18 protein-coding genes are annotated in these 21,157 nt (G+C 48.5%); 4 read left to right on the forward strand and 14 right to left on the reverse strand.

Features of this window, described 5'->3' with window-relative positions; translation table 11 throughout:
* Positions 1-175 precede the first annotated feature (175 nt).
* The 4 genes from ACO0LB_RS07695 (at position 176) to ACO0LB_RS07710 (ending at position 6,775) form a co-directional block, all read left to right on the forward strand.
* Positions 176-2,431 (forward strand): TonB-dependent receptor, encoded by a 2,256-nt coding sequence (locus ACO0LB_RS07695; protein ID WP_423048140.1) that lies wholly within the window; start codon positions 176-178, stop codon positions 2,429-2,431.
* A gap of 2 nt (positions 2,432-2,433) precedes the next feature.
* Positions 2,434-3,738 (forward strand): LLM class flavin-dependent oxidoreductase, encoded by a 1,305-nt coding sequence (locus ACO0LB_RS07700; protein WP_423048142.1) that lies wholly within the window; start codon positions 2,434-2,436, stop codon positions 3,736-3,738.
* 264 nt (positions 3,739-4,002) lie between these two features.
* The gene (locus tag ACO0LB_RS07705; protein WP_423048144.1) at positions 4,003-5,256 is read left to right on the forward strand and encodes an OmpP1/FadL family transporter; all 1,254 of its coding nucleotides are present in this window, start codon (positions 4,003-4,005) and stop codon (positions 5,254-5,256) included.
* Between the two features lie 187 nt (positions 5,257-5,443).
* The gene (locus ACO0LB_RS07710; protein WP_423048146.1) at positions 5,444-6,775 is read left to right on the forward strand and encodes an alpha/beta hydrolase family protein; all 1,332 of its coding nucleotides are present in this window, start codon (positions 5,444-5,446) and stop codon (positions 6,773-6,775) included.
* Positions 6,776-6,944: 169 nt separating this feature from the next.
* Here the strand turns inward: ACO0LB_RS07710 and ACO0LB_RS07715 are convergent, their stop codons facing one another.
* The 14 genes from ACO0LB_RS07715 to ACO0LB_RS07780 form a co-directional block, all read right to left on the reverse strand.
* On the reverse strand, positions 6,945-8,834 hold the full coding sequence (locus ACO0LB_RS07715; protein WP_423048148.1) for a family 2A encapsulin nanocompartment cargo protein cysteine desulfurase: 1,890 nt from the start codon (positions 8,832-8,834) through the stop codon (positions 6,945-6,947).
* Positions 8,809-9,738 carry a family 2A encapsulin nanocompartment shell protein gene (locus ACO0LB_RS07720; RefSeq protein WP_423048150.1) on the reverse strand — a complete coding sequence of 310 codons (930 nt, stop codon included), beginning with the start codon at positions 9,736-9,738 and terminating at the stop codon, positions 8,809-8,811. Before ACO0LB_RS07720 ends, ACO0LB_RS07715 begins: the two co-directional genes overlap by 26 nt.
* A gap of 90 nt (positions 9,739-9,828) precedes the next feature.
* Positions 9,829-10,098: a helix-turn-helix domain-containing protein gene (locus ACO0LB_RS07725; protein ID WP_423048152.1), complete on the reverse strand. Its 270-nt coding sequence runs from the start codon at positions 10,096-10,098 to the stop codon at positions 9,829-9,831.
* Between the two features lie 8 nt (positions 10,099-10,106).
* Positions 10,107-11,069, reverse strand: coding sequence for a serine O-acetyltransferase EpsC (epsC, locus tag ACO0LB_RS07730; RefSeq protein ID WP_423048154.1), 963 nt, complete (start codon positions 11,067-11,069; stop codon positions 10,107-10,109).
* Positions 11,070-11,101: 32 nt separating this feature from the next.
* A complete protein-coding gene (locus tag ACO0LB_RS07735; RefSeq protein WP_423048156.1) occupies positions 11,102-11,632 on the reverse strand; it encodes a rhodanese-like domain-containing protein in 531 nt (176 codons plus the stop codon).
* 246 nt (positions 11,633-11,878) lie between these two features.
* Positions 11,879-13,156 carry an O-acetylhomoserine aminocarboxypropyltransferase/cysteine synthase family protein gene (locus ACO0LB_RS07740; RefSeq protein WP_423048158.1) on the reverse strand — a complete coding sequence of 426 codons (1,278 nt, stop codon included), beginning with the start codon at positions 13,154-13,156 and terminating at the stop codon, positions 11,879-11,881.
* A 144-nt stretch (positions 13,157-13,300) separates the two neighbouring features.
* The gene (locus ACO0LB_RS07745) at positions 13,301-14,590 is read right to left on the reverse strand and encodes an MFS transporter (protein WP_423048160.1); all 1,290 of its coding nucleotides are present in this window, start codon (positions 14,588-14,590) and stop codon (positions 13,301-13,303) included.
* 127 nt (positions 14,591-14,717) lie between these two features.
* Entirely contained in the window at positions 14,718-15,839 is a 1,122-nt protein-coding gene (locus ACO0LB_RS07750) for a porin (RefSeq protein WP_423048162.1), read from the reverse strand.
* Between the two features lie 151 nt (positions 15,840-15,990).
* A complete protein-coding gene (locus ACO0LB_RS07755) occupies positions 15,991-17,232 on the reverse strand; it encodes a multidrug effflux MFS transporter (protein ID WP_423048164.1) in 1,242 nt (413 codons plus the stop codon).
* Positions 17,229-17,699: a type II 3-dehydroquinate dehydratase gene (gene aroQ / locus ACO0LB_RS07760; RefSeq protein WP_423048166.1), complete on the reverse strand. Its 471-nt coding sequence runs from the start codon at positions 17,697-17,699 to the stop codon at positions 17,229-17,231. Before aroQ ends, ACO0LB_RS07755 begins: the two co-directional genes overlap by 4 nt.
* Before the next feature lie 64 nt (positions 17,700-17,763).
* Positions 17,764-18,501: an ABC transporter ATP-binding protein gene (locus ACO0LB_RS07765; RefSeq protein WP_423048168.1), complete on the reverse strand. Its 738-nt coding sequence runs from the start codon at positions 18,499-18,501 to the stop codon at positions 17,764-17,766.
* Between the two features lies 1 nt (position 18,502).
* Entirely contained in the window at positions 18,503-19,246 is a 744-nt protein-coding gene (locus ACO0LB_RS07770; RefSeq protein WP_423048170.1) for an ABC transporter ATP-binding protein, read from the reverse strand.
* On the reverse strand, positions 19,243-20,271 hold the full coding sequence (locus ACO0LB_RS07775; RefSeq protein ID WP_423048172.1) for a branched-chain amino acid ABC transporter permease: 1,029 nt from the start codon (positions 20,269-20,271) through the stop codon (positions 19,243-19,245). The genes ACO0LB_RS07770 and ACO0LB_RS07775 overlap by 4 nt, the downstream gene beginning before the upstream one ends.
* 10 nt (positions 20,272-20,281) lie before the next feature.
* Positions 20,282-21,157, reverse strand: a complete 876-nt coding sequence (locus ACO0LB_RS07780) for a branched-chain amino acid ABC transporter permease (RefSeq protein WP_423048174.1) — start codon at positions 21,155-21,157, stop codon at positions 20,282-20,284.

The raw sequence follows: 21,157 nt of genomic DNA on the forward strand, positions 1-21,157 counted from the left end.
ATCAAAATTCTATCAGGGTCATGTGCGTAACCAAAGTTGGTTTTGTAAGCATGCATATGAGATGAACAGATAAAAGAAATCGATAAAAATAAATCGACGCGATGATTAAGAAAATGATTAAGCACATTGATTCAACGTCACTTCAGGTAAACACTTATTTCAACAAGGCTCAACCATGAAAAAAAATAGACATATCAAATCTGTACAGCGCAGAAAATTCCAGCAGCTAGGATTTGTGCTTGGTACGGCAGCATTCTCCGTCAGCGCTATCGCAGCTGAAGAGTTAAAAGAGGTACGAAATACAGGAGACAACGCCAGCTTACCCAGCGTTACAGTTACAGCAACACGTAGAGAAGCAAGTTTGCGCAGCGTACCTGTTGCGGTATCCGTCATCAGTGGTGACGAACTGGAACAATCCAATCGCAACAGCATTGATGCCATTGCAGCAGAATTACCAAGTGTCAATTTCAGACAGCAAGGTGGTAATAAGGATTCCACTATTTTTGTCCGTGGTATCGGGACTATTTCTACTTCTCCCGGTGTAGAACCTACGGTATCAACCGTAGTCGATGGTGTGGTGTATGCGCGTCCCGGACAAGCGACGCTGGAGCTGCTCGATATTGAACGGCTGGAAGTATTGCGTGGCCCACAGGGAACCCTGTTTGGTAAAAATGCATCGTCAGGTGTATTAAACATCATCAGTCGCCAACCCGGTAAGACCAGTACCGGATTTGTCGATGCATCCTATTACGAAGATAACGAAAAACGCCTGCGCGCAGGCGTCTCAGGCAGCATTACGCCAGATGTTTTAGCTGCCTCCATCACAGCGCTGTATGCGGACTACGATGGCAATATCACGAATGTCGCTAACGGAAAAAATGTCAACGGCTATGAGCGTAAAGGTGTGCGCGGAAAAGCACTGCTGACACCAAACAAGGATATTGATATCACGCTAATTGCAGATTATCTGCATTCAAGCAGCTCCCCTAGTTTCACAGTGTATAAATCGAGTAGCCCTGTATTTTCTCAGGCTATCCTGCCGACAGTAGCAGGTGCAGAAAACCGCCAGCTCTACGCCGATATTCCCAGTAATATTAACGATACATCCAAGGGTATTTCTGCTCAGCTGGACTGGCGACTGAATGGATATACACTGACTTCCATCTCAGCCCTGCGGCGTTGGGATAACCAGCAATACACCTCCACCTCTGCCATCGGGAACAGCATCGACGTCAATCGTGTCAGCAGCGCTTATCCCGCCACGCGCGACGTAGGAACCCTGGAGTTTGAACAATTTTCACAAGAATTGCGTATTGCCTCGCCCAAAGATGATTTTATTGATTATGTGGCTGGCGCTTATTATCTGCATGGCAAAGACCGTGAAACATATCAACGTATCGTATCTGTGACTCCGCCAGTCATCAACAATGGCTTTGCCAATTACGGTGTAAAAAACGACAGCTACGCGTTGTTTGGAGAAAGCACACTGAAATTCCGTCCTGATTTGCGGGCAATTGCGGGATTGCGCTGGAATCGTGATGAATTATCTTACGATCATTACCGTACCTCAACGCAAACCAGCGCATTTCCTGGTGTACAACCAGCCACCAGCAATACCGGCTCGACTACTGAAACAGGTTATTCCGGCAGGCTTGGCGCGCAATGGGATCTTCATCGTGATGTAACCGCATATGCAACTTACTCACGCGGCTATAAAGGTCCGGCGTATAACGTGTTTTTTAACATGCTCAACCGCGATACGATTGCGCTCAAACCAGAGACATCAGATTCATTTGAAATCGGCGTAAAAGCAATCGCATTTGACAAACGTCTATCGATCAACCTTGCGGCATTTCAAACCAAGTATGCCAATTATCAGGCGAATTTTTATGACACTGTTGCGGGTGCTGTTGTCACACGCCTGATTAATGCAGGCAATGTCTCAACACGCGGTATCGAGCTCGATATTGAGGCTCGTCCAGTGCAATATCTGTCGCTGACTCAATCGCTGGCTTACATTGATGCACATATCGATCAGTTTAATTGCCCTGCTGCTGCGGCAGCCTCATGCAATCTGAATGGACAAACACTGCCATTCTCACCAAAACTGAAAAGCTTTACCCGTGCCAGCTACGGCATTCCTTTACAAAATGGCTTATTCGTTGATCTTTCGGCCGATTACTCATGGCAAAGCAAAGTGCAGTACGACTTGTTCCAGTCACCGAATGCGATTCAAGGTTCTTTCGGCCTCTTTAATGCCAGCATCGCCCTCTCCTCTCCAACAAATGGCTGGCGAGTTGCTCTGGTTGGTAAAAATCTGACCGACAAATCGTACGCTACGAATCTCATCAACAATACTGGTTACGTCACCCGTGCCGTGCCTCGCGATGATCAACGTTATTTTGGTATCAACTTCAGAAAAGATTTTTAAAAATGAGTACCACTAAACGTCAATTAAAATTAGGTGCCTTTCTTTTGCATAACGGCCATCACGTTGCGGCATGGAGGCATCCGGAAGCACCAACCGATCAGAATCCATTTAAACTCTATCAGCATCTGGCACAAACTGCAGAAAAGGCCTGTTTTGATGCAGTCTTTTTTGCTGACAGTGTTGCTCTGACCAGTGGTGTGGGTGGGCTGGAACCGCTGACGTTGTTATCAGCACTATCAGCGGTGACAGAAAAAATTGGACTGATAGGAACTGCAACGACAACCTATAACGAGCCATATCATGTTGCCAGAAAATTCGCGTCACTGGACCGAATTTCCGGTGGGCGTGCGGGATGGAATCTGGTGACCTCAGACAACGCGAAAGAAGCGGCCAATTTTGGTTTGAGCAAGCATGTCCCTCATACAGAACGTTACGCACGCGCACGGGAATTCCACCAGGTAGTACAAGGTTTGTGGGATAGCTGGGAAGATGATGCGATCATTAATGACAAACTCAATGGCAAACAATTTGACACGCAAAAACTGCATCCCCTACATCATCAAGGAGAACACTTCTCTGTTGCCGGTCCGCTGAATGTTTCTCGCAGTCCACAGGGAAAGCCTATCACCGTTCAGGCAGGCGGTTCGGAAGCCGGGCGCGATCTGGCCGCAGAAACAGCCGATGTCGTATTTACTGCACATCCATCGATTGCCTCCGCACAAGCATTTTATGCGGACATGAAAACCCGGACGCAGAAGTTCAAGCGTGATCCAGATTCATTGAAAATCATGCCTGGATTATTCCCCGTCATTGGTCGCAGTCAGGCAGAGGCAGAAGATAAATTACAGCTTCTGCAAAATCTGGTGCTTCCTGAAGACGGCCTTGCATTACTTGGCAGGATGATCGGTAATTTTGATCTGTCAGGTTATCCTCTGGATGAACCATTACCAGAATTACCGCTTACCCAAAATGGCCAGCAAAGCAGGCAAGCTCTGCTGACCGCACTGGCACAAGGCGAGAATCTGACTATACGACAATTGTATTTGCGAATAGCAGGTGGTCGCGGCCATTTTACGCTGACCGGCACAGCAGAAATGATTGCGGATCAGATGCAGGAATGGTTTGAACAACATGCGGCAGATGGCTTTAACATCATGCCACCATGGTTGCCTGGAGGACTGGATGATTTTGCAACGCATGTGGTCCCAGAGTTACAACGACGGGGAATATTCCGAACACAATATGCAGGATCGACATTACGTGAACACTTAGGACTCGCCTTCCCGGCAAATCGCTATACCCGCTGATTCAGTATCCATTTTGCCATTGAATGATCGACATGCCGGGAAATAATATCGGCATCTCGATATTCAATTGAAGAGGCAGAACTAGACAGATGATTTTTGCGTCAGTAAAAGTCATCTGTCATTTAGGTATATCGAAATTCAAAAATATTCGTTTTTCAGCTCCGGCTTTTGCGATTAAATCGCAGAACGAACTTCTGCATTCTGACTCTGTCGATCACAGATCAATGCAGCCACATCCCCGATCTGTACTCAATGAAAGTGACGATGAAACATTCACATCTTACTACCGGCATCATTTTGATCAGCACCTTGCTAAGCTCTCAGAGTAACGCGACCGACGGATATTTTTCTCATGGCTACGGTGTTAAATCTCAAGCCACAGGCGGCGTTGGTATCGCTTTAGCGCAAGACAGCCTGGTCATCGCCAGCAATCCTGCAGGGGCGGTATGGCTGGATGACAGACTGGATGCGGGACTCAGCTGGTTTGGCCCAACCAGAAGCACAGATATTACGGATAGCAAAGTACCTGGCGCAAATGGACACTATGAAGGGAATGACACAAAAAATTTCTGGCTGCCTGAATTTGGCTACATAAAACGGCTTTCATCCAACACAACGCTGGGTCTTGCAGTATATGGTAATGGCGGGATGAATACTGATTACAAGAAAAGCCCCTTTACCGCATTTGGTATCCAAGGAAATACAGGCATCAACCTTGAACAATTATTTATTTCACCCTCTCTGGCTTACAAAATCGACGAAAATCATTCCATTGGTGCAGCCGTAAATCTCGCTTACCAACGTTTTTCAGCCAAGGGAATCAATATATTTTCACCCAGTTCGATTACTCCGGCGAATGTCAGTGATCAAGGTACAGACACATCGACTGGCATAGGTATCAGGCTTGGTTGGACTGGAAAACTCAATCAGGATATTACGCTCGGTGCGACCTGGGCATCTAAAACCAATACTTCAGGCTTTGACCGTTATCGAGGGCTGTTTGCTGATGGTGGTAGTTTTGATATTCCTGAAAATTATGGGATCGGTATCGCGATCAAAACAACGCCATTGCTGACTCTGGCTGCTGACCTGCAACAGATTAAATACAGCCGCATCAGCGCTGTCAGTAATCCCTTATCCAATCTTTTTTCTGGCAATCCGTTGGGAGCAGCAAATGGCCCTGGGTTTGGCTGGCGCGACGTAACCGTATTTAAAGCAGGAGCCGTATATGAGTACAACAGCACCATAAGCCTGCGTGCCGGCTACAACCATAGCAGTCAGCCAATCCCGGCAGAACAAACTTTTTTTAATATTCTGGCTCCAGGTGTCGTGCAAAATCATCTGACGCTTGGCTCTACATTTAAAACTGGAAATGGTGAAATCAGCTTCGCATTGACACATGGATTTAATAAATCAGTCAATGGCAGTAATTCCATTCCTGGTGTATTCGGCGGCGGCAATGCCAACGTAGCATTACGCGAAAACATTATCGGCATTGCTTACGGATTAAAACTGTGAACGATCAACTATTCGTTTTCATTACTCCGCTTATCCGCTAAGAGCATCATTCATGATCCGGACTTACGCAAAACCATCCTGGCAACAGGATGGTTTGTCGTCGCACCAGCCGCGTCAAAGTACCTTTATTCGCCGTGCCTCACTCCCCCTACTCCGGAACAAGCCGGAGTTTTTTATGTATTTTCTTATGTCTATCAGATCTTTTTATCTTATTGCCTCCACACTTTATCTGGTGGCGCAGACGAGCTACGCGATAGATAATCGCATTGACCAGATTCGTTCAGATGCGCCAGAGCTTGCCACTTATGGCCAGTATCAAGTGGGCATTACAACACGTCACCTGTTACATCGACAGCAGGCAGATATTATTCATGCCAAATCCGGTGAAATCACTCCTTTGTATGACCGTCCGCTAACTCTTGAAATCTGGTATCCGGCAATACTTAAAACAAACCAAGTACCTGAAGGACAGTATCAGACATTGTTACGCGATGGAAAAACTGAAGTCACTCTGAAAGGTCGCGCACTACGTGACGCCTCACCGGACAGGCGCGACGCCTCATATCCATTAGTCATCGTCTCGCATGGTTATCCTGGTAATCGCTTCTTGCTCAGTCACCTGACAGAAAATTTGGCCAGCAAGGGATATGTTGTCGTAGCGATAGACCATACCGACAGTACATTTCACGATCTGAATGCGTTTTCCAGCACTTTACTGAATCGTTCTCTGGATCAGTTATTTGTTTTAAACGAAATGGCGCGAATCTCGCAACAACATCACGACGATATTCTGAGTCACCTGATCAATACCGATCAAACTGCGCTGATTGGATATTCCATGGGCGGTTATGGCGTGATCAATACTATCGGCGGTGGATTAACTGATGATATCGTGAATAGCGCGATAGTTCCAAATGCAGCTCTTAATATCAGACAATCCGGTCGTCCGGAATATCAGGCGTCGATTGATCCCCGCATCAAAGCTGCTGTTGCATTCGCCCCCTGGGGCTGGAATAAAGGCCTGTGGAATGCGCAGGGATTAGCGACAATCAAAACGCCTGTATTTTTTATTGCAGGCAGTGCTGATGATGTTTCCGGTTATTCACCCGGAGTCAGGAATATTTTTGAATCAACAGCGAATGCCGATCGCTATCTACTTACTTTTGAACATGCTAATCACAATGCCGGTGCGCCAATACCCGCACCAGTGGAAGCATGGCAAGCTCTTCCCGACTTAAAGCGGATTCCTGCAGAAACATATATAGATGCAGTCTGGGATAACACGAGAATGAATAATATTTCTCAGCATTTTGTCACAGCATTTTTAGGAAAATACCTGAAAAAAAACACAGATATGAGTAGCTATTTAGCACTGACTGAATATGCACAAAATGGAAAATGGAGCACCGATAGCGAAGGCAATACAACAGCAGAACACACCTACTGGAAGGGATTTCCCCAGCGCACGGCAGTTGGACTACGGTTAGAATTTCTGCCCGCCGTTGAGATTCGTCCATAAAACTTCTCTATGGAAATTTCAATTCAAAATTTTCTATACAAATAATTTGTATACGATTTTCAATAAAAAACCGGACATCACTGTCCGGTTTTTTATTTCTGCCATCCCGTTCACATTCACGTATATCGACCAGCAATATTTAACGCAAAATGCTCAGGACGGTCATACTTCAGGAAGGTCGTATATTGGCAAGTCGCCTGACTACGGCGATCATACGATCGATTTCTTCGCAGGTATTATAAAATGCAAACGAAGGTCTGACTGTCGCCTCAACTCCAAAGCGACGCAAAATCGGCTGAGCACAATGATGTCCTGAGCGAACAGCAATACCTTCATCGTTTAATGCCTTGCCTACTTCTTCTGTTCTATAGCCTGCAAGAACAAAAGAAGCAACGCTGGCTTTCTGATGCGCGGTACCGATCAAACGAACTCCCGGAATACTTTTGAGCCCATGTGTTGCATATTCCAGCAATGCATGTTCGTACAAAGCGATCTTGTCCAGCCCGATACGCTCAACATAATCAATCGCCGCTCCCAGACCAACTGCATCGGCAATATTCCCTGTACCAGCTTCAAATCTTGCCGGTGCGGGTTGATATTGAGTTCGCTCAAAAGTCACGTCTGCAATCATATTGCCACCACCCTGCCAAGGTGGCAATTCTTCCAGCAGTGCCTTTTTACCGTACACAACGCCAATACCGGTAGGGCCAAAAATTTTATGTCCCGAAAAAACATAAAAATCAGCGTCAAGTGCCTGGACATTGACTTTCAGATGCGACACCGCCTGAGCACCATCAATCAACACCCGCGCTCCTGCTGCATGTGCCAGGGCAATGATTTCCTGCACTGGTGTAATCGTCCCCAGTGCGTTGGATACCTGCGTCACGGAAACCAAACGCGTACGGCTGTTCAGTAATTTCCGATACTCGTCCAGAATAATCTGACCGCTATCATCGACTGGAATCACACGTATGACAGCTCCCTTTTCAGCCGCCAACTGTTGCCAGGGAACGATATTGGCATGATGCTCCAGATGCGAGACGATAATTTCATCGCCCGCACCAATAAACTTCTTGCCAAAGGTATTGGCCACCAGATTAATCGCTTCGGTCGCTCCCCTTACAAAAATAATTTCATCTGGAGAAGCTGCTCCCAGAAACCGGGTTACTTTATTCCGCGCGGACTCATAAGCATCGGTCGCACGTGCTGCCAGTTCATGTGCTGCCCGATGGATATTCGAATTTTCATGTTGATAAAAATACGCGATACGATCGATCACAGATTGTGGCTTCTGTGTAGTGGCCGCATTATCAAACCAAACTAACGATTTGCCATTCACACGTTCTGCAAGAATAGGAAAATCCCTGCGAACGATATTGATGTCAAATGGTGCCTGCGCCGAAGCACCCGGGTTATTTGAACGTGGTGCTGCGTCCCAGTAAGTCTGCTCCCCTTGCTGAAAATAAAACCCTGACTTACTTTGACTTACACCAGACTCTGTCGGAACAGTAGATCTGGCCGGATAAAGTTCAGACAGCAATTGCTGTAACTGATCTTGTCCGGGCAAACCAAATGATCTTGCCTCTACTTGCTGAGGGTTCCCTGTTGCCTGTGTTGCCAGTTGATCCAGTGCCGATGAAGAATCAGGAGCATCTGACTGATCCAGAAAATAATATGAACTCCCGGCAGAGCGACCTGTAATCGACGATGCAGATGCACGACTAATCTGTGGCAATGCAGCTGCGTACGCAACCGGCACTCCCTGCGCGTTTGCCGATTGCGCTGATGGCGTCGCCAGTGAGGTGTGATTGCCACTTCCCTGTACAGGTGCAATCTGAGGTACTCCTGCGACAGGCGATGAGCTTGCTCCAGACGATATCGAAGTACCGTTCTCGTGCAAATGCGACAGCCCTGGCAAAAGGCCGGATACACCTTGCGCCGATCCTGGAATATGGGAAAAGAACTCTGCCGCCATCCGGTTCAGAATACCTTCGTCAAGCAGACCCGAACCTGCGCTCGCGGCATTGTTACTATTATTTGTAGGTGTCAGGATAGTCATGGTATTTACCGATCTCTACATCATCCAACACGGCAACTGCATCATCTGTCAATACAGCCAAAGAGCAATACAAAGAAATCAGATAAGACGCAATCGCGTTACGGTTGATTCCCATGAAGCGAACGGATAAGCCTGGGCTTTGTTCGCCTGCCAGTCCTGGCTGAAATAAGCCTACGACACCTTGACGCTTTTCACCAACACGCAACAAGATGATTTTGGATTTACCATCTTCAATCGGCAATTTATCTGAAGGCACCAACGGAATACCACGCCATGTGAGGAACTGCGAACCAAATAAACTGACTGTCGGAGGAGGAACACCACGACGAGTACATTCACGTCCAAATGCAGCAATTGCGAGTGGATGCGCGAGGAAAAATCCTGGCTCTTTCCAAACCTTGGTCAGCAGGTCGTCAAGATCATCTGGAGTTGGCGCTCCAGTCAGCGTCGAAATACGTTGATCATCATGCACATTTGCGAGCAGACCATAATCAGGATTATTGATCAACTCACTTTCCTGACGCTCTTTAATTGTTTCGATCGTCAGACGTAATTGTTCTTTGATCTGATCATGCGGGCTGCTGTACAAATCAGAAATCCGGGTATGCACATCCAGTACTGTCGATACCGCATTCAAAAAATACTCGCGCGGTTGCTCATCATAATCAACGAATGTTTGCGGCAACTCAGATTCATCGCGCTGAGAACATGCGACACGGACATCTTTAGGATTTTTGACTTTATTTAAGCGATAAATACCTGCTTCTACTGGCAGCCATTGCAGTAAATGAACCAGCCAGCGTGGGCTGATAGTAGAGAGCTGAGGAACCGTTTTTGTTGCATTCGCTAACTGACGGGCAGCATTATCGCCGAGCGCAAAGTTAGTTGAAGACACATCTGTCATGGGGTACTCCATATAAAAGTATGATTAATCAACACTGAATAATCGGGTTTCAACATCAACAACATAGTGTCTGCCGTCTACCGCCATCACTCAACATGCTATAGACGACAGACTGATTTTTTTATGTCCCTTCACGCGGCGTAATTCCTCACAGCGCATCATTAATTCAGACATGCTGATACTGAGCGCAAGCGCCAATTTATCAACGGTCACTAAAGAAGGAATTACTTTGCCACGCTCAATTTCTCCGACATAAGAGCGATTCAGATCAGCCCTTTCCGCCAGCGTTTCCTGCGACCAGCAATGTGCGTCGCGCGCCTGTCGAATGGCGATACCAAAACAATTACACAAATCACTCATGCATCACCTCAAGCCAGAGTGACACGGTCAACATCCTGTTCGTGACGTAAAGTCGCCTGACTAACGTGGCTTCCGGGAGCCACATCGTAGGTAACCCAGACATTCCCACCGATTGTGGCGCCACGCCCCAGCGTGACGCGACCGAGCACCGTTGCACCGGCATAAATCACCACATCGTCTTCAACTACCGGATGACGTGGAAGACCTTTTTGTAACTGGCCATGCGCGTCAACCGGGAAACGTTTAGCTCCCAGCGTCACCGCCTGATAGATACGCACCCGCTGACCAATAATTGCCGTCTCACCGATGACCACACCGGTGCCGTGATCAATAAAAAAACCGGGACCAATTTGCGCGCCAGGGTGAATATCAATCCCGGTCTGACCGTGAGCGATTTCAGCAACCAGGCGTGCTAGCAGAGGTACGCCCGACAGGTATAACTGATGCGCGATCCGGTGATGGATCATTGCCTGAATTCCCGGATAACAGAGCAATACTTCGTCCATGCTGCGCGCAGCTGGATCACCCTGATAAGCCGAGACCACGTCGCTGTCCAGCAGGCTGCGAATATCTGGTAACGCGCTGGAAAATTCACGTACGATCGCCACTGCGCGATCCTCTACGTGCAGCACTTCCTGCTGCTGATAGCGGGAGGCATAACTCAGTTCAAGTCTGACTTGTGTAAGCAATGAATGAAGTACAGTATCAAGCGTATGGCCGACATAAAAATCTTCACTTTCCTGACGCAATTCCGGTGGTCCGAGGCGCATAGGGAATAAAGCGCCACGCAAATCAGTAAGAATTTTTGTCAGTGCATCTCGTGATGGCAACTCACGTCCACCGGGTTCGGATGAACGTTGTTGACGATTGCGCCAAGCCAGACGGACTGCGGCTAATTCACCGACAACCTGATCAATACCGAACAGTGACGTCCGTGATTCTTTTAAGGGATGTAGTACCGTTTCCATCATATTCCATTCATATTCTCGTTTTCATCACAGACTCAGTCTTGTATCCATGGCAGGGCATGCACGCGCCAACCACCAAGATGGCCACGCTGTTGCGACGGATTTAAATCACCTTCAAATCCTTCTGTGATATTGAAGCTGTTGATAAAACCTGCCTTTTGTGCGGCTTCAGCGGCTGCCGCTGAGCGCTTTCCGCTGCGACATAAAAAAAGGATGACAGTAGATTTATCTTTTACTTTGCCTTCCAGCTCTTTCGCAAAACGTGGATTGCGATTCATTGCCGTACCGGTCATCCATGCCACATGTAAACTGTCGGGGACATAGCCTACGAAGACTCGCTCTTCATTCGTACGGACATCAACCAAGGTAGCGAGGCCGTCAGCAATCAATTGCCAGGCATCAGGCGGTGTAATACTGCCGGCAAATGGCAGTTGCGCTTCCAGCGCACGTTGACGGGCTTGTTGCAAAATGGGGTGCGCTGCCGCGCTTTGTGATGTGTCAGATGCCTGAGCAGATGAAATGCTGGAGGCTGGGGATGCAGGTGTGGCAAATATCAAATCGGTCATGGCGTACTTTCAATCTCTTGGATACAGAACTGTTGATTTCGTAACAGTGATCCAATGTACCTAAATTGCTTACGACACAAAACGAATAAATATAACCATCATTATTCAGAAATCAGATATGAGATGCTCTGTTTCCAAAAATTGGCAAACCTTGTACACATCCAGCGGTCGATCAAAAATGCCGGATAGGTACAAGGCACGGCTAGAATTAAATTGCACAAAGGATGTCAGGAGACATCCGATAAATCACAGCACTGATGCAGCAATCGCCTGCTCCAGATCATTGATCAGATCATCCACATGCTCGATGCCAATCGATAACCTCACCGTGTCTTCTGTGACGCCCGCATTCTCCAGTTCTTGCGGATTTAATTGCCTGTGCGTTGTCGTCGCTGGATGGCAAGCGAGAGATTTGGCATCTCCTATATTTACCAGACGAGTGAATAGACGCAATGCATCCTGAAAACGTGCTCCTGCGTCACGACCACCTTCCAAACCGAAAGTGAGAATTCCCGAAGGTTTTCCACCTAAATATTTTTGGGCTAATGCGTGATCTTTGTGATCAGGCAAGCCAGCGTAGTTCACCCATTTCACTTTGTCGTGACTTTGCAGATAATGTGCAATGTTGAGTGTATTGTCAGTAATACGATCAAGGCGCAATGCGAGCGTTTCAATACCCTGCAAAATCAGAAAAGCATTAAATGGCGATAAGGCTGCACCGGTATTACGCAAAGGTACGACTCGTGCGCGACCTATGTAGGCTGCGGCTCCCAACGCCTCAGTGTAAACAACGCCGTGATAGGAAACATCAGGCTCGTTCAGACGTTTAAACCGTTGTTTGTGCTCTCCCCAGGGAAACTTACCCGAATCGACAATAATTCCACCTATTGAATTGCCATGCCCACCCAGATATTTTGTCAGCGAATGAATCACGATATCCGCACCAAATTCTATCGGCCTTAAGAGATAAGGTGACGGCACAGTATTATCAACAATCAGTGGAATGCCGTGACGATGTGCAACATTGGCAATTGCTTCAATATCCGTGATGTTGCCCAGTGGATTACCAATCGATTCGACATAAATCGCTTTGGTTTTATCATCGATCAAAGCGGCAAAAGATTCGGGATCACGATAATCCGCAAAGCGTGTCTGTATTCCGAATTGGGGAAAAGTATGCGCGAAAAGATTATAGGTGCCGCCATACAATGTGGAGGCAGAGATAATATTATCCCCCGCCTCAGCAATCGTTTGTATCGCGTAAGTAATAGCGGCCTGGCCTGATGCCAGCGCAAGCCCTGCAATCCCCCCCTCCAATTCGGCTACCCGTTTTTCAAGGACATCGTTGGTCGGATTTGTGATGCGGGAATAGATATTTCCCTGTACTTTGAGATCAAATAAATCAGCGCCATGCTGGGTGCTATCAAAAGCGTAGGCGACTGTCTGATAAATCGGGACGGCAACTGCCCTTGTCGTCGGATCTGGATTGTAGCCACCATGTACTGCGATCGTCTCTAGTTTCATGCTTCTCTCTTCGATGTAGGAAAATAAGAAGAGATAATAGAAAGACATTTCGTGATGTACAACGAAGCAATTCAGATTTGCTTATGCGTTCGTCAAAAAAAAGCCTGCATTGCTATGCAGGCTTTTCAACATGAGCAATGGTGCTCAGGAACCAAGCTGATCCATCGGCGTGCGATAGGTTTCGCGGGCAGTTGCTACAGTCAATGCTGAAATAACCGCCGTTGCCGTAACAAATGCAGCAACTGGCATCCAACCATTTTCGCCTGGCTGCAAAATAGAGGCGCTGATCGTAGGTGCAAAACCGCCCAGTGCAAATCCGATTTGCGTACCAATCGCCATGCCTGACAAGCGCACTTTCGTACCAAACATTTCGCCATACAGAGATGGCCAGACACCATTGGCAGCGCTATACACTACGCCGGACAATAACAGACCAAAAGTGAAAATCAAAGGAATATTCATCTGGCTGATGGCCCACATATATGGCCATATCAGCGCGGCTGAACCCAATGCACCAAAAATGAAAACTGGCTTGCGTCCGATACGATCTGAAATCGAAGCAAACAATGGAATAGCTGCGAGCGCCACCACATTCGCCAGAATCAGTACAGTCAACATCGTTGCCCGAGGAATGTGCATGGTATTGACCGCATACGACAACGTAAATACGCTGAAAATCGTACTGACAACAGAGACCAATGCCGCAAAAATCACGCGCAAGACATTCGCCTTATTGTCTTGAAACAGCATGGTGACAGGCATTTTCCCTGCCTTATGCTGGTCTTCTTTAAAGGCAGGCGTCTCAGGTAAGGTGCGACGTACCCACATACCAACAGCGACCACGACCGCGCTGAGGAAGAAAGGAATACGCCATCCCCAAGCCAGAAGCTGATCTTCAGGTAAAGCAGAAATCGGAAGAAATACCAGCGTTGCCAGAATCAGGCCAGCCTGTGTGCCGCTCAGTGTAAAGCTGGTAAAAAACGCACGGCGATGCGATGGGGCATGTTCAAGTGTCATCGAATTTGCACCCGCTTGTTCGCCAGCAGCAGAAATGCCCTGCAACATACGCAGTACGACCAGCAGAATAGGCGCACCAATACCGATTTGTTCATACGTTGGCAGCAAGCCCACTAAAAAAGTCGATACCCCCATTAACAATAGCGTGAAGGTCAATACCTTTTTACGTCCGTATTTGTCACCGATGTGCCCCAGTACAACTGCACCGATCGGACGTGTAACATAGCCTACGCCAAAAGTGGCAAATGCTGCGATGGTTGCGGTGGCCGGATCAAAGGAAGGGAAAAAAATCTTACCGAACACCAGTGCAGCTGCAGTGCCGTAAATAAAAAAATCGTAATACTCAACCGCGCTGCCAATCCAACTGGCGAGTGCAGCCTTGCGAGGCGATGTGGTCGATGTAGATGCCTGGTTCATATTTGCAGAGATAATGACTATGGTGGAAAAAACTGGGCTATGACAAGCATGACAACACGATGATTCTATGATGTTGCCATGCTCATACTAAGTAAAACGGTTACATTTAAAAAGTGTTCAAAGGCGATCAGAAGCGATGAACCACACCCGCCTGGAATCCCGTCAGACGCTTGCCATTCACATCCGCTCCCGCCAGATTCGCTGAGGGGCCTGCTGATCCACTGAAACGGAAGCCCGCATTCGCATCATTCGTCATCACGCTCGCAAAGCTGTATAAGGTCGTTCTCTTGGACAAATCATAGAACGCTCCGACGTTACCGCCTTGTGCTCCGGCATCTCCGTTACTGGTGTCTTTGATGACGCCGTATAACGCTCCTATGCGTAATTGTGGGCTCAGGCGGTAGTCTGCTGATACCTGGTAGATGTTGTAGTAGCGGTTGGCGTTTTTGTCTGTGCCGGCAATGAGGTTGTTCGGGCTGGCGATGTTGCTCAGGATGCTGCCTGCTGTGAGTCCGTTGGCGTTGCTGGTGATGTTGTTGCTGTGGACGTAGGCGAGGTAGATTTTGCCTGGGCCGTAGTCGTAGTCGGCGTAGAGGTTGTGGTATTGGATTTTTTCCTGAATATTGCCTGTCGGTGCCGGTTTGGCTACGATGCCGGCATAACCTGCGCGGTAGGGGCCTGCTGTGTAATCAAGGGCGAGTTGGTAGATGGCGCTTTGGCTGAGGCCTCCTCCTGCCTGTTCTGCCAGGGCGTAGTGGACTGAGCCCTGGAAGCCGGAGATGCGGGGGGTTTTGTAGGAGATGTCGTTGTCGTAGCGGGACGGGACGCCGAAGGAGTTGATGATGGAGCCGAAGGTGGTGCGTTCGGTGTAGTCGATGGCGCCGCCGATTTGCTGGATTTCTGTGTTTTGGCGACCCAGTCGGAATTCTCCGACGGGGGTGTTGATGCCTACCCAGGCTTGACGGTCGAACAGGTGGGCTGCGTCCGCTGAGCTGCCGGTATCGGCATTGAGGCCTTGTTCGAGGTTGAATTTGGCCTGGTAGCCGTTGCCGAGTTCTTCTACGCCGCGAAAACCAACGCGGCTGCGCAGCAGGGTGCCGTCATTGAGGCCGATGATGTGGGCACCGCTGTTGCTGCTGATGTAGCCTATGTATTGGTCTACTGTTCCGTAGATCGTGACGTTGTTTTGCGCTTGTGCCAATGCGGAACAAGCGGTCAGAGTAGCAGCAACGATTAATTTCTTTTTCATCAGAATCTCCGTTTTAATTTTAATCAAACAAATTGTTATCTCGTTGAATTGCACATCAATTCAACCGTTCCCCCTCATAAGCACTGCTGAAGTGAGGGGCCTCCATACTTCTAAACTGTATTCATGTATGACTGAATTAATCTCAGCAACCTCAGGCAATATCCCTATAGGCGCTCGGAATCGCGATCCATCCAAGCACACCCAGTGCCGTCGCCACCACCAGCATCGTCATGACCAATGTCTGCGATGCCGCGTGCGAACTGTGCGAAATAATCTGGCCAACCGTAAAGGCAGTCCCCGTAATCAGAAAACCTGACACGGCAGCAGCGCGTCCAGCACAATCGGGAAACGGTGCAACGGCTCCACCTTGTCCACATGGCTGATGAAAACCATGACCCAGCATGAAAATACATTGCGGCGCAACGATGGCAAATACAGACCGTACGTGTAACTGCCATAAAACAAATTCAGTAATGCCACCGATCAGCGACAGACTGGCGCCAACGCGCACGACCTTGGGTACAGTCCAGTAACGCAAACACTGACGACAAATCACCGTACCAATTAAAAACGCCATCGAACAGAGCGCTGGCAAAACACCGTAAGCAACTCTCGACATACCAAACTCACCAATGAATACGAAAGGTGACAGCATCAGAAATGCCATGGCACCGCTAAAGCTCGATCCTGCCAGTAACGACGAAAACAAAAATTGCTTGTTCCGTAAAAAATAACTAAAGCTAAAATTCGTATCCCCGGTAGTAATCACAACGCCATCATTCGCCGGGGCATGGGTTGTATTGGCTGTGTGAGCTGTGTGATTGGTATGAGTTTCGACAAAATAGAAATACACCACCAACCAGGTCAGCACACCAAAGCCTGTAACAACAGCCAGCGTGGCATGCCAGCTGAAATATTCCGTCACCAAACCACCAACAACAGGGCTAAGAAAGCCAATCAGACTCATCCCGGTCATACTTCTGGCCATAATGCCCAGTCCGGCTGCGCCCGAATACTTGTCACGAATGACTGCACGGGCACTGATAATGCACGCTGCCGTTGCCGCTCCCTGCACTACTCTACTGGCAATCAACAAAGGCAAATGCATAGCAAGTACACCTACCATACCTGCTGCAACGTACAAAGCCAGACCCCATAGCAACGTACTGCGACGTCCGTATTTATCTGCCAGCGAACCAGCAACAAGCTGCATCAGTCCAAACGACATAATGTAGGCCGTCAAAGTCCATTGCACTTGTCCGGTAGTACCACCTGTATCAATGGCAATCTGCGGCAAAGCCGGTAAATAGACATCCGTCGCCACAGGTTGTGTGGCGAGTAACAACATTAATAAAATGCTGACAGACAGTGCAGACTGACTTCCGCTCTTCACTTAATTGTCGCCTCAGCCTGTTCATGCAGTACTGCCATGGCAGCAATCGCCAACGGATAACCATGTGTACCAAATCCAAACATTACTCCCTGCGCAACTGGCGACAGGTAAGAATGCTGACGGAATTCTTCACGAGCATGCACATTCGAAATATGCAGTTCAATCAAACGCACGGCCGCACCTTTTACTGCGTCATGCAAAGCAATTGAAGTATGCGTATATGCACCAGCATTAAAAATGACCCCTGCAACATCGCCCACAGCCTGTGCCGCGCCAGCTTCATGTATCCAGTCAATCAGAACTCCTTCATGATTGGATTGACGAAAATCTAGCGCGTAGCCATGCGCAGCACATGCAACGGCGCAAAGCTGCTTCACATCATCCAAAGTCTGGCTGCCATACACACCGGGTTCACGACGTCCAAGCAGATTAAGATTGGGGCCATTCAATATCAGGATTTTTTTCATTTTTACTTATCTAAAAATATTCCCGATTCCGAATCACCGGGAACAGTATTACGAGGTATAACGATTAAGCTGCCTTTTTCTGGGCATGTCCGGCTCCCAGGAACAAACGTTCTATATGCGGATCATTCAGTAACTCACTGGCACTGCTATGCAACGCGCAAAAACCTGACTCCAGAGCAATCGCATCATCTGAAATTTTCAATGCACTTTTTACGTTCTGCTCCACCATCAATACGGTTGTTCCCTGATCTGCCAGTTTGCGCAAGAGCTTGAACACATCGGCGACCACCATAGGCGACAAACCGATTGAAGGCTCATCGATCAGTAACACCCGGGGTCGCAACAACAAGGCACGACCGATTTCTAATTGCTTTTGCTCACCGCCAGACAAAGCACCGGCTGGCGAATGCATGCGCTCACGAACGCGGGGGAAAAATTCCAATACTTCCGGTATCCGTTCGTGCGTTTTTTTCATGCCGATGGTGATGCCGCCTAACTCCAGATTCTGAAAGGCGGTCAACTGACCAAACAAATTACGCCCTTGTGGTACAAAGCCGATTCCCTTGTCGAGTAACTGACGTGAACTGGAGCCGGTAATATCTTCCCCTTCAAGCAGAATTTTTCCCTGACGAACCTTGAGCAGACCAAACAGGGTTTTCAGAACAGTTGATTTGCCTGCCCCATTCGGCCCCAGCAACAAAGTGATCGCCCCCTTTTGTGCCTTGAATGACAAATCATTGAGGATCATGAAATCCTTATAGCCTGCCTGCACGTGTTGAAATTCAATTGCCGTATCGTTCATCTCAATTCCCCAGATAGGCGTCAAGCACCTGTTTATTTGAGCGGATATCATCCGGAGTTCCGATTGCCATGACCTTGCCTTCGACCATCACCATGACGCGGTCACACAAATCCATCACAAAATCCATGTTGTGCTCAATGACGACAAATGAATTTCTGGATATCCGGTTACGCTCTTTAAGCAGATCAGACAAACCGCTGACCAAGCTGGGATTGACGCCAGCACATGGCTCGTCTAACAACACCAGATCAGGATCACTCATAAAAGACATCGCAATATCGACGAGCTTTTGCTGACCATAGCTGAGTGCGCCGGCAGGTTTATCTGCGACATGACTGATGCGGAATTGCTCTATCAATGCATCGGCCTTGTCCCCGAGACCTGAGTCTCCATCAGCAAACAAGCGACTGAACATCGTTCCTTTGTGTTCCTGAGCCGCGACAATCAGGTTGTCACGGACAGACATATGTCCAAACACTTGCAAAGTCTGAAACGTACGCCCTACTCCGCGCTGACTCAGCTCCATCGGATTCAGCGCGGTGATATTTTTACCTTTCAGGGTGATCTCTCCACTGTCTGGTTTGATTTGCCCCAGCACACTGTTAAACATCGTGGTTTTGCCCGAGCCATTTGGGCCAATGACACCAAAAATCTCGCCGGGCATCACCTCAAAAGAGACCCCACCAACCGCCTGAATAGCGCCATACGATTTTTTCAGATCGTTGACTTTCAATAACGCGCTCATGCTGTCGCTCCTTTGGCAGACGTGGATACCGATGCAGAAATCGCGCTAGCGGATGCCGCCGCAGATGCTGCCGTGCGGGCAGCAGACGCTTCACGTGATTGACGCTTGGCGCGCAGTAGATCTGGGATAGACAGCAGACCGCCAGGTAACCAGACCATCAATATAATGACCATTGCGCCGAACACGAACAGATACCAGCCCTCTGCAAAGCGCAGCGCTTCCGGAGCCAGAACACCAATCGCGGCACCGACCAAAGGACCTAACATATAACCAGGACCACCGATTACCACCATCAGATACATCATGATAGAAATCTGTGAACTGAAAGGCGATGGCTCAATAAACTGTACCAACGATGCAAACAGCGCACCAGCAACACCGGCAAAGGCAGAACCGATCGCAAAGGACAACAAGGTATAGCGCTGGATATTGATACCAAGACTCTCGGCACGGATAGGATTGTCACGTAATGCAGTAAATGCCTTACCCCATGGTGAACGCAAAATCCCCCAGAGCAGCAGTGACAGCAATACCGTACATGCCAGAACCAGGTAGTAATAAGCGATATTACTTTCCAGTGAGAGCCCAAAAAGAGAAGGACGCGGTATGCCGGAGATACCGAATGTACCTCCTGTCAACCATTCTTCGTTTCGCATAAAAAGGCTGACCAGCTCATTGAACCCCAGTGTGGCAAATGCGAGATACACCATTTGCACACGGAGGGCCGGAAAGCCGATCAGCAAACCCACGACGAAACTTAATGCGGCTGACGCGGGCATCGCCAACCAAAAACTCCATCCGGCATTCAGCATCAATGCCGTTGTGTAGGCACCGATTCCTAAAAACGCCGCTTGCCCCAGAGCCTTCTGACCGGCATAACCGACGATCAGATTCAGGCCCATCGTAGCGATGACATAAATCAGCCAGTAACTGAGGAGATAAATGCCATAATTTTTTAACAGATGCGGTGCAATCACCGCCACGCACGCCAGCAAGCCGGCAATAATCCATTGTGTTGTTTTCATGATGATCTCCTCAGACTTTCCGCTCTTCTGCTTTGCCGAGCAAACCATTCGGCTTAAACAAAATCACCACCATGAACAATGCCAACGCCACACCATCTTTATAGGCTGCAGATACATAGGCGCCCGCCAGATTTTCACTGACGCCAATAATCAGACCGCCAAGCAAAGCACCACGGGAATTACTGAAGCCACCAATAATCGCCGCAAGAAACGCCTTGAAGCCAAGACCGAAACCCATATCGAATTTCGCCAGATAGACCGGACTGACCAGCAAAGCAGCAGCAGTAGCGAGAATGGCGTTGATCGCAAAGGTATAAAACACCATCCGTTTGACATTGATGCCGAGCACCGTGGCACTTTCTGTATTTTGTGCCACAGCCTGCATCGCGCGCCCGGTAACGGTCTTTTGTACAAATGCCTGCACTGCAAACACGATGATCATCGCAAAGGCAAACGTACCGAGATCACCAGATGAGACATTGACACCGGCGATATTGAATAAATGATCGCCAAATAGTCCAGGGAAAGGATGTGCCTCGGCACTGAAACCTGCCCGCACACCGTTACGCATCATCATTGACAAACCAATCGTAGCAACGATCAGTGGCATCATGCCGAAACGGATTAAAGGATCGACGATGACACGCTTAAAGCCCCAGCCCAGAAAAATCACAGACAGAACCAGAGTAACGGCAAAACTGGCAAGCAAAGGCAAGCCGAGTGACATCAGCCCCAACATGGAAAACGCGGGCAGCATCACAAATTCGCCGGTGGCAAAGTTCACGGTTCCAGACGCCTGCCATAGCAGGGTAAATCCCAGCGCTGCCAGCGCATAGATAGACCCCGTGGCAAGCCCCGAGAAAAGGAGTTGAAGAAAATCGCTCAT

The sequence above is a fragment of the Undibacterium sp. SXout7W genome, assembly GCF_049339385.1.
Classification (GTDB): Bacteria; Pseudomonadota; Gammaproteobacteria; order Burkholderiales; family Burkholderiaceae_D; genus Undibacterium.

Coding starts and splice junctions, on each gene's coding strand:
- ACO0LB_RS07695 (WP_423048140.1), top strand. CDS start 176: ATGAAAAAAAATAGACATATCAAATCTGTACAGCGCAGAAAATTCCAG.
- ACO0LB_RS07700 (WP_423048142.1), top strand. CDS start 2,434: ATGAGTACCACTAAACGTCAATTAAAATTAGGTGCCTTTCTTTTGCAT.
- ACO0LB_RS07705 (WP_423048144.1), top strand. CDS start 4,003: ATGAAACATTCACATCTTACTACCGGCATCATTTTGATCAGCACCTTG.
- ACO0LB_RS07710 (WP_423048146.1), top strand. CDS start 5,444: ATGTCTATCAGATCTTTTTATCTTATTGCCTCCACACTTTATCTGGTG.
- ACO0LB_RS07715 (WP_423048148.1), bottom strand. CDS start 8,834: ATGACTATCCTGACACCTACAAATAATAGTAACAATGCCGCGAGCGCA.
- ACO0LB_RS07720 (WP_423048150.1), bottom strand. CDS start 9,738: ATGACAGATGTGTCTTCAACTAACTTTGCGCTCGGCGATAATGCTGCC.
- ACO0LB_RS07725 (WP_423048152.1), bottom strand. CDS start 10,098: ATGAGTGATTTGTGTAATTGTTTTGGTATCGCCATTCGACAGGCGCGC.
- epsC (WP_423048154.1), bottom strand. CDS start 11,069: ATGATGGAAACGGTACTACATCCCTTAAAAGAATCACGGACGTCACTG.
- ACO0LB_RS07735 (WP_423048156.1), bottom strand. CDS start 11,632: ATGACCGATTTGATATTTGCCACACCTGCATCCCCAGCCTCCAGCATT.
- ACO0LB_RS07740 (WP_423048158.1), bottom strand. CDS start 13,156: ATGAAACTAGAGACGATCGCAGTACATGGTGGCTACAATCCAGATCCG.
- ACO0LB_RS07745 (WP_423048160.1), bottom strand. CDS start 14,590: ATGAACCAGGCATCTACATCGACCACATCGCCTCGCAAGGCTGCACTC.
- ACO0LB_RS07750 (WP_423048162.1), bottom strand. CDS start 15,839: ATGAAAAAGAAATTAATCGTTGCTGCTACTCTGACCGCTTGTTCCGCA.
- aroQ (WP_423048166.1), bottom strand. CDS start 17,699: ATGAAAAAAATCCTGATATTGAATGGCCCCAATCTTAATCTGCTTGGA.
- ACO0LB_RS07765 (WP_423048168.1), bottom strand. CDS start 18,501: ATGAACGATACGGCAATTGAATTTCAACACGTGCAGGCAGGCTATAAG.
- ACO0LB_RS07770 (WP_423048170.1), bottom strand. CDS start 19,246: ATGAGCGCGTTATTGAAAGTCAACGATCTGAAAAAATCGTATGGCGCT.
- ACO0LB_RS07775 (WP_423048172.1), bottom strand. CDS start 20,271: ATGAAAACAACACAATGGATTATTGCCGGCTTGCTGGCGTGCGTGGCG.
- ACO0LB_RS07780 (WP_423048174.1), bottom strand. CDS start 21,157: ATGAGCGATTTTCTTCAACTCCTTTTCTCGGGGCTTGCCACGGGGTCT.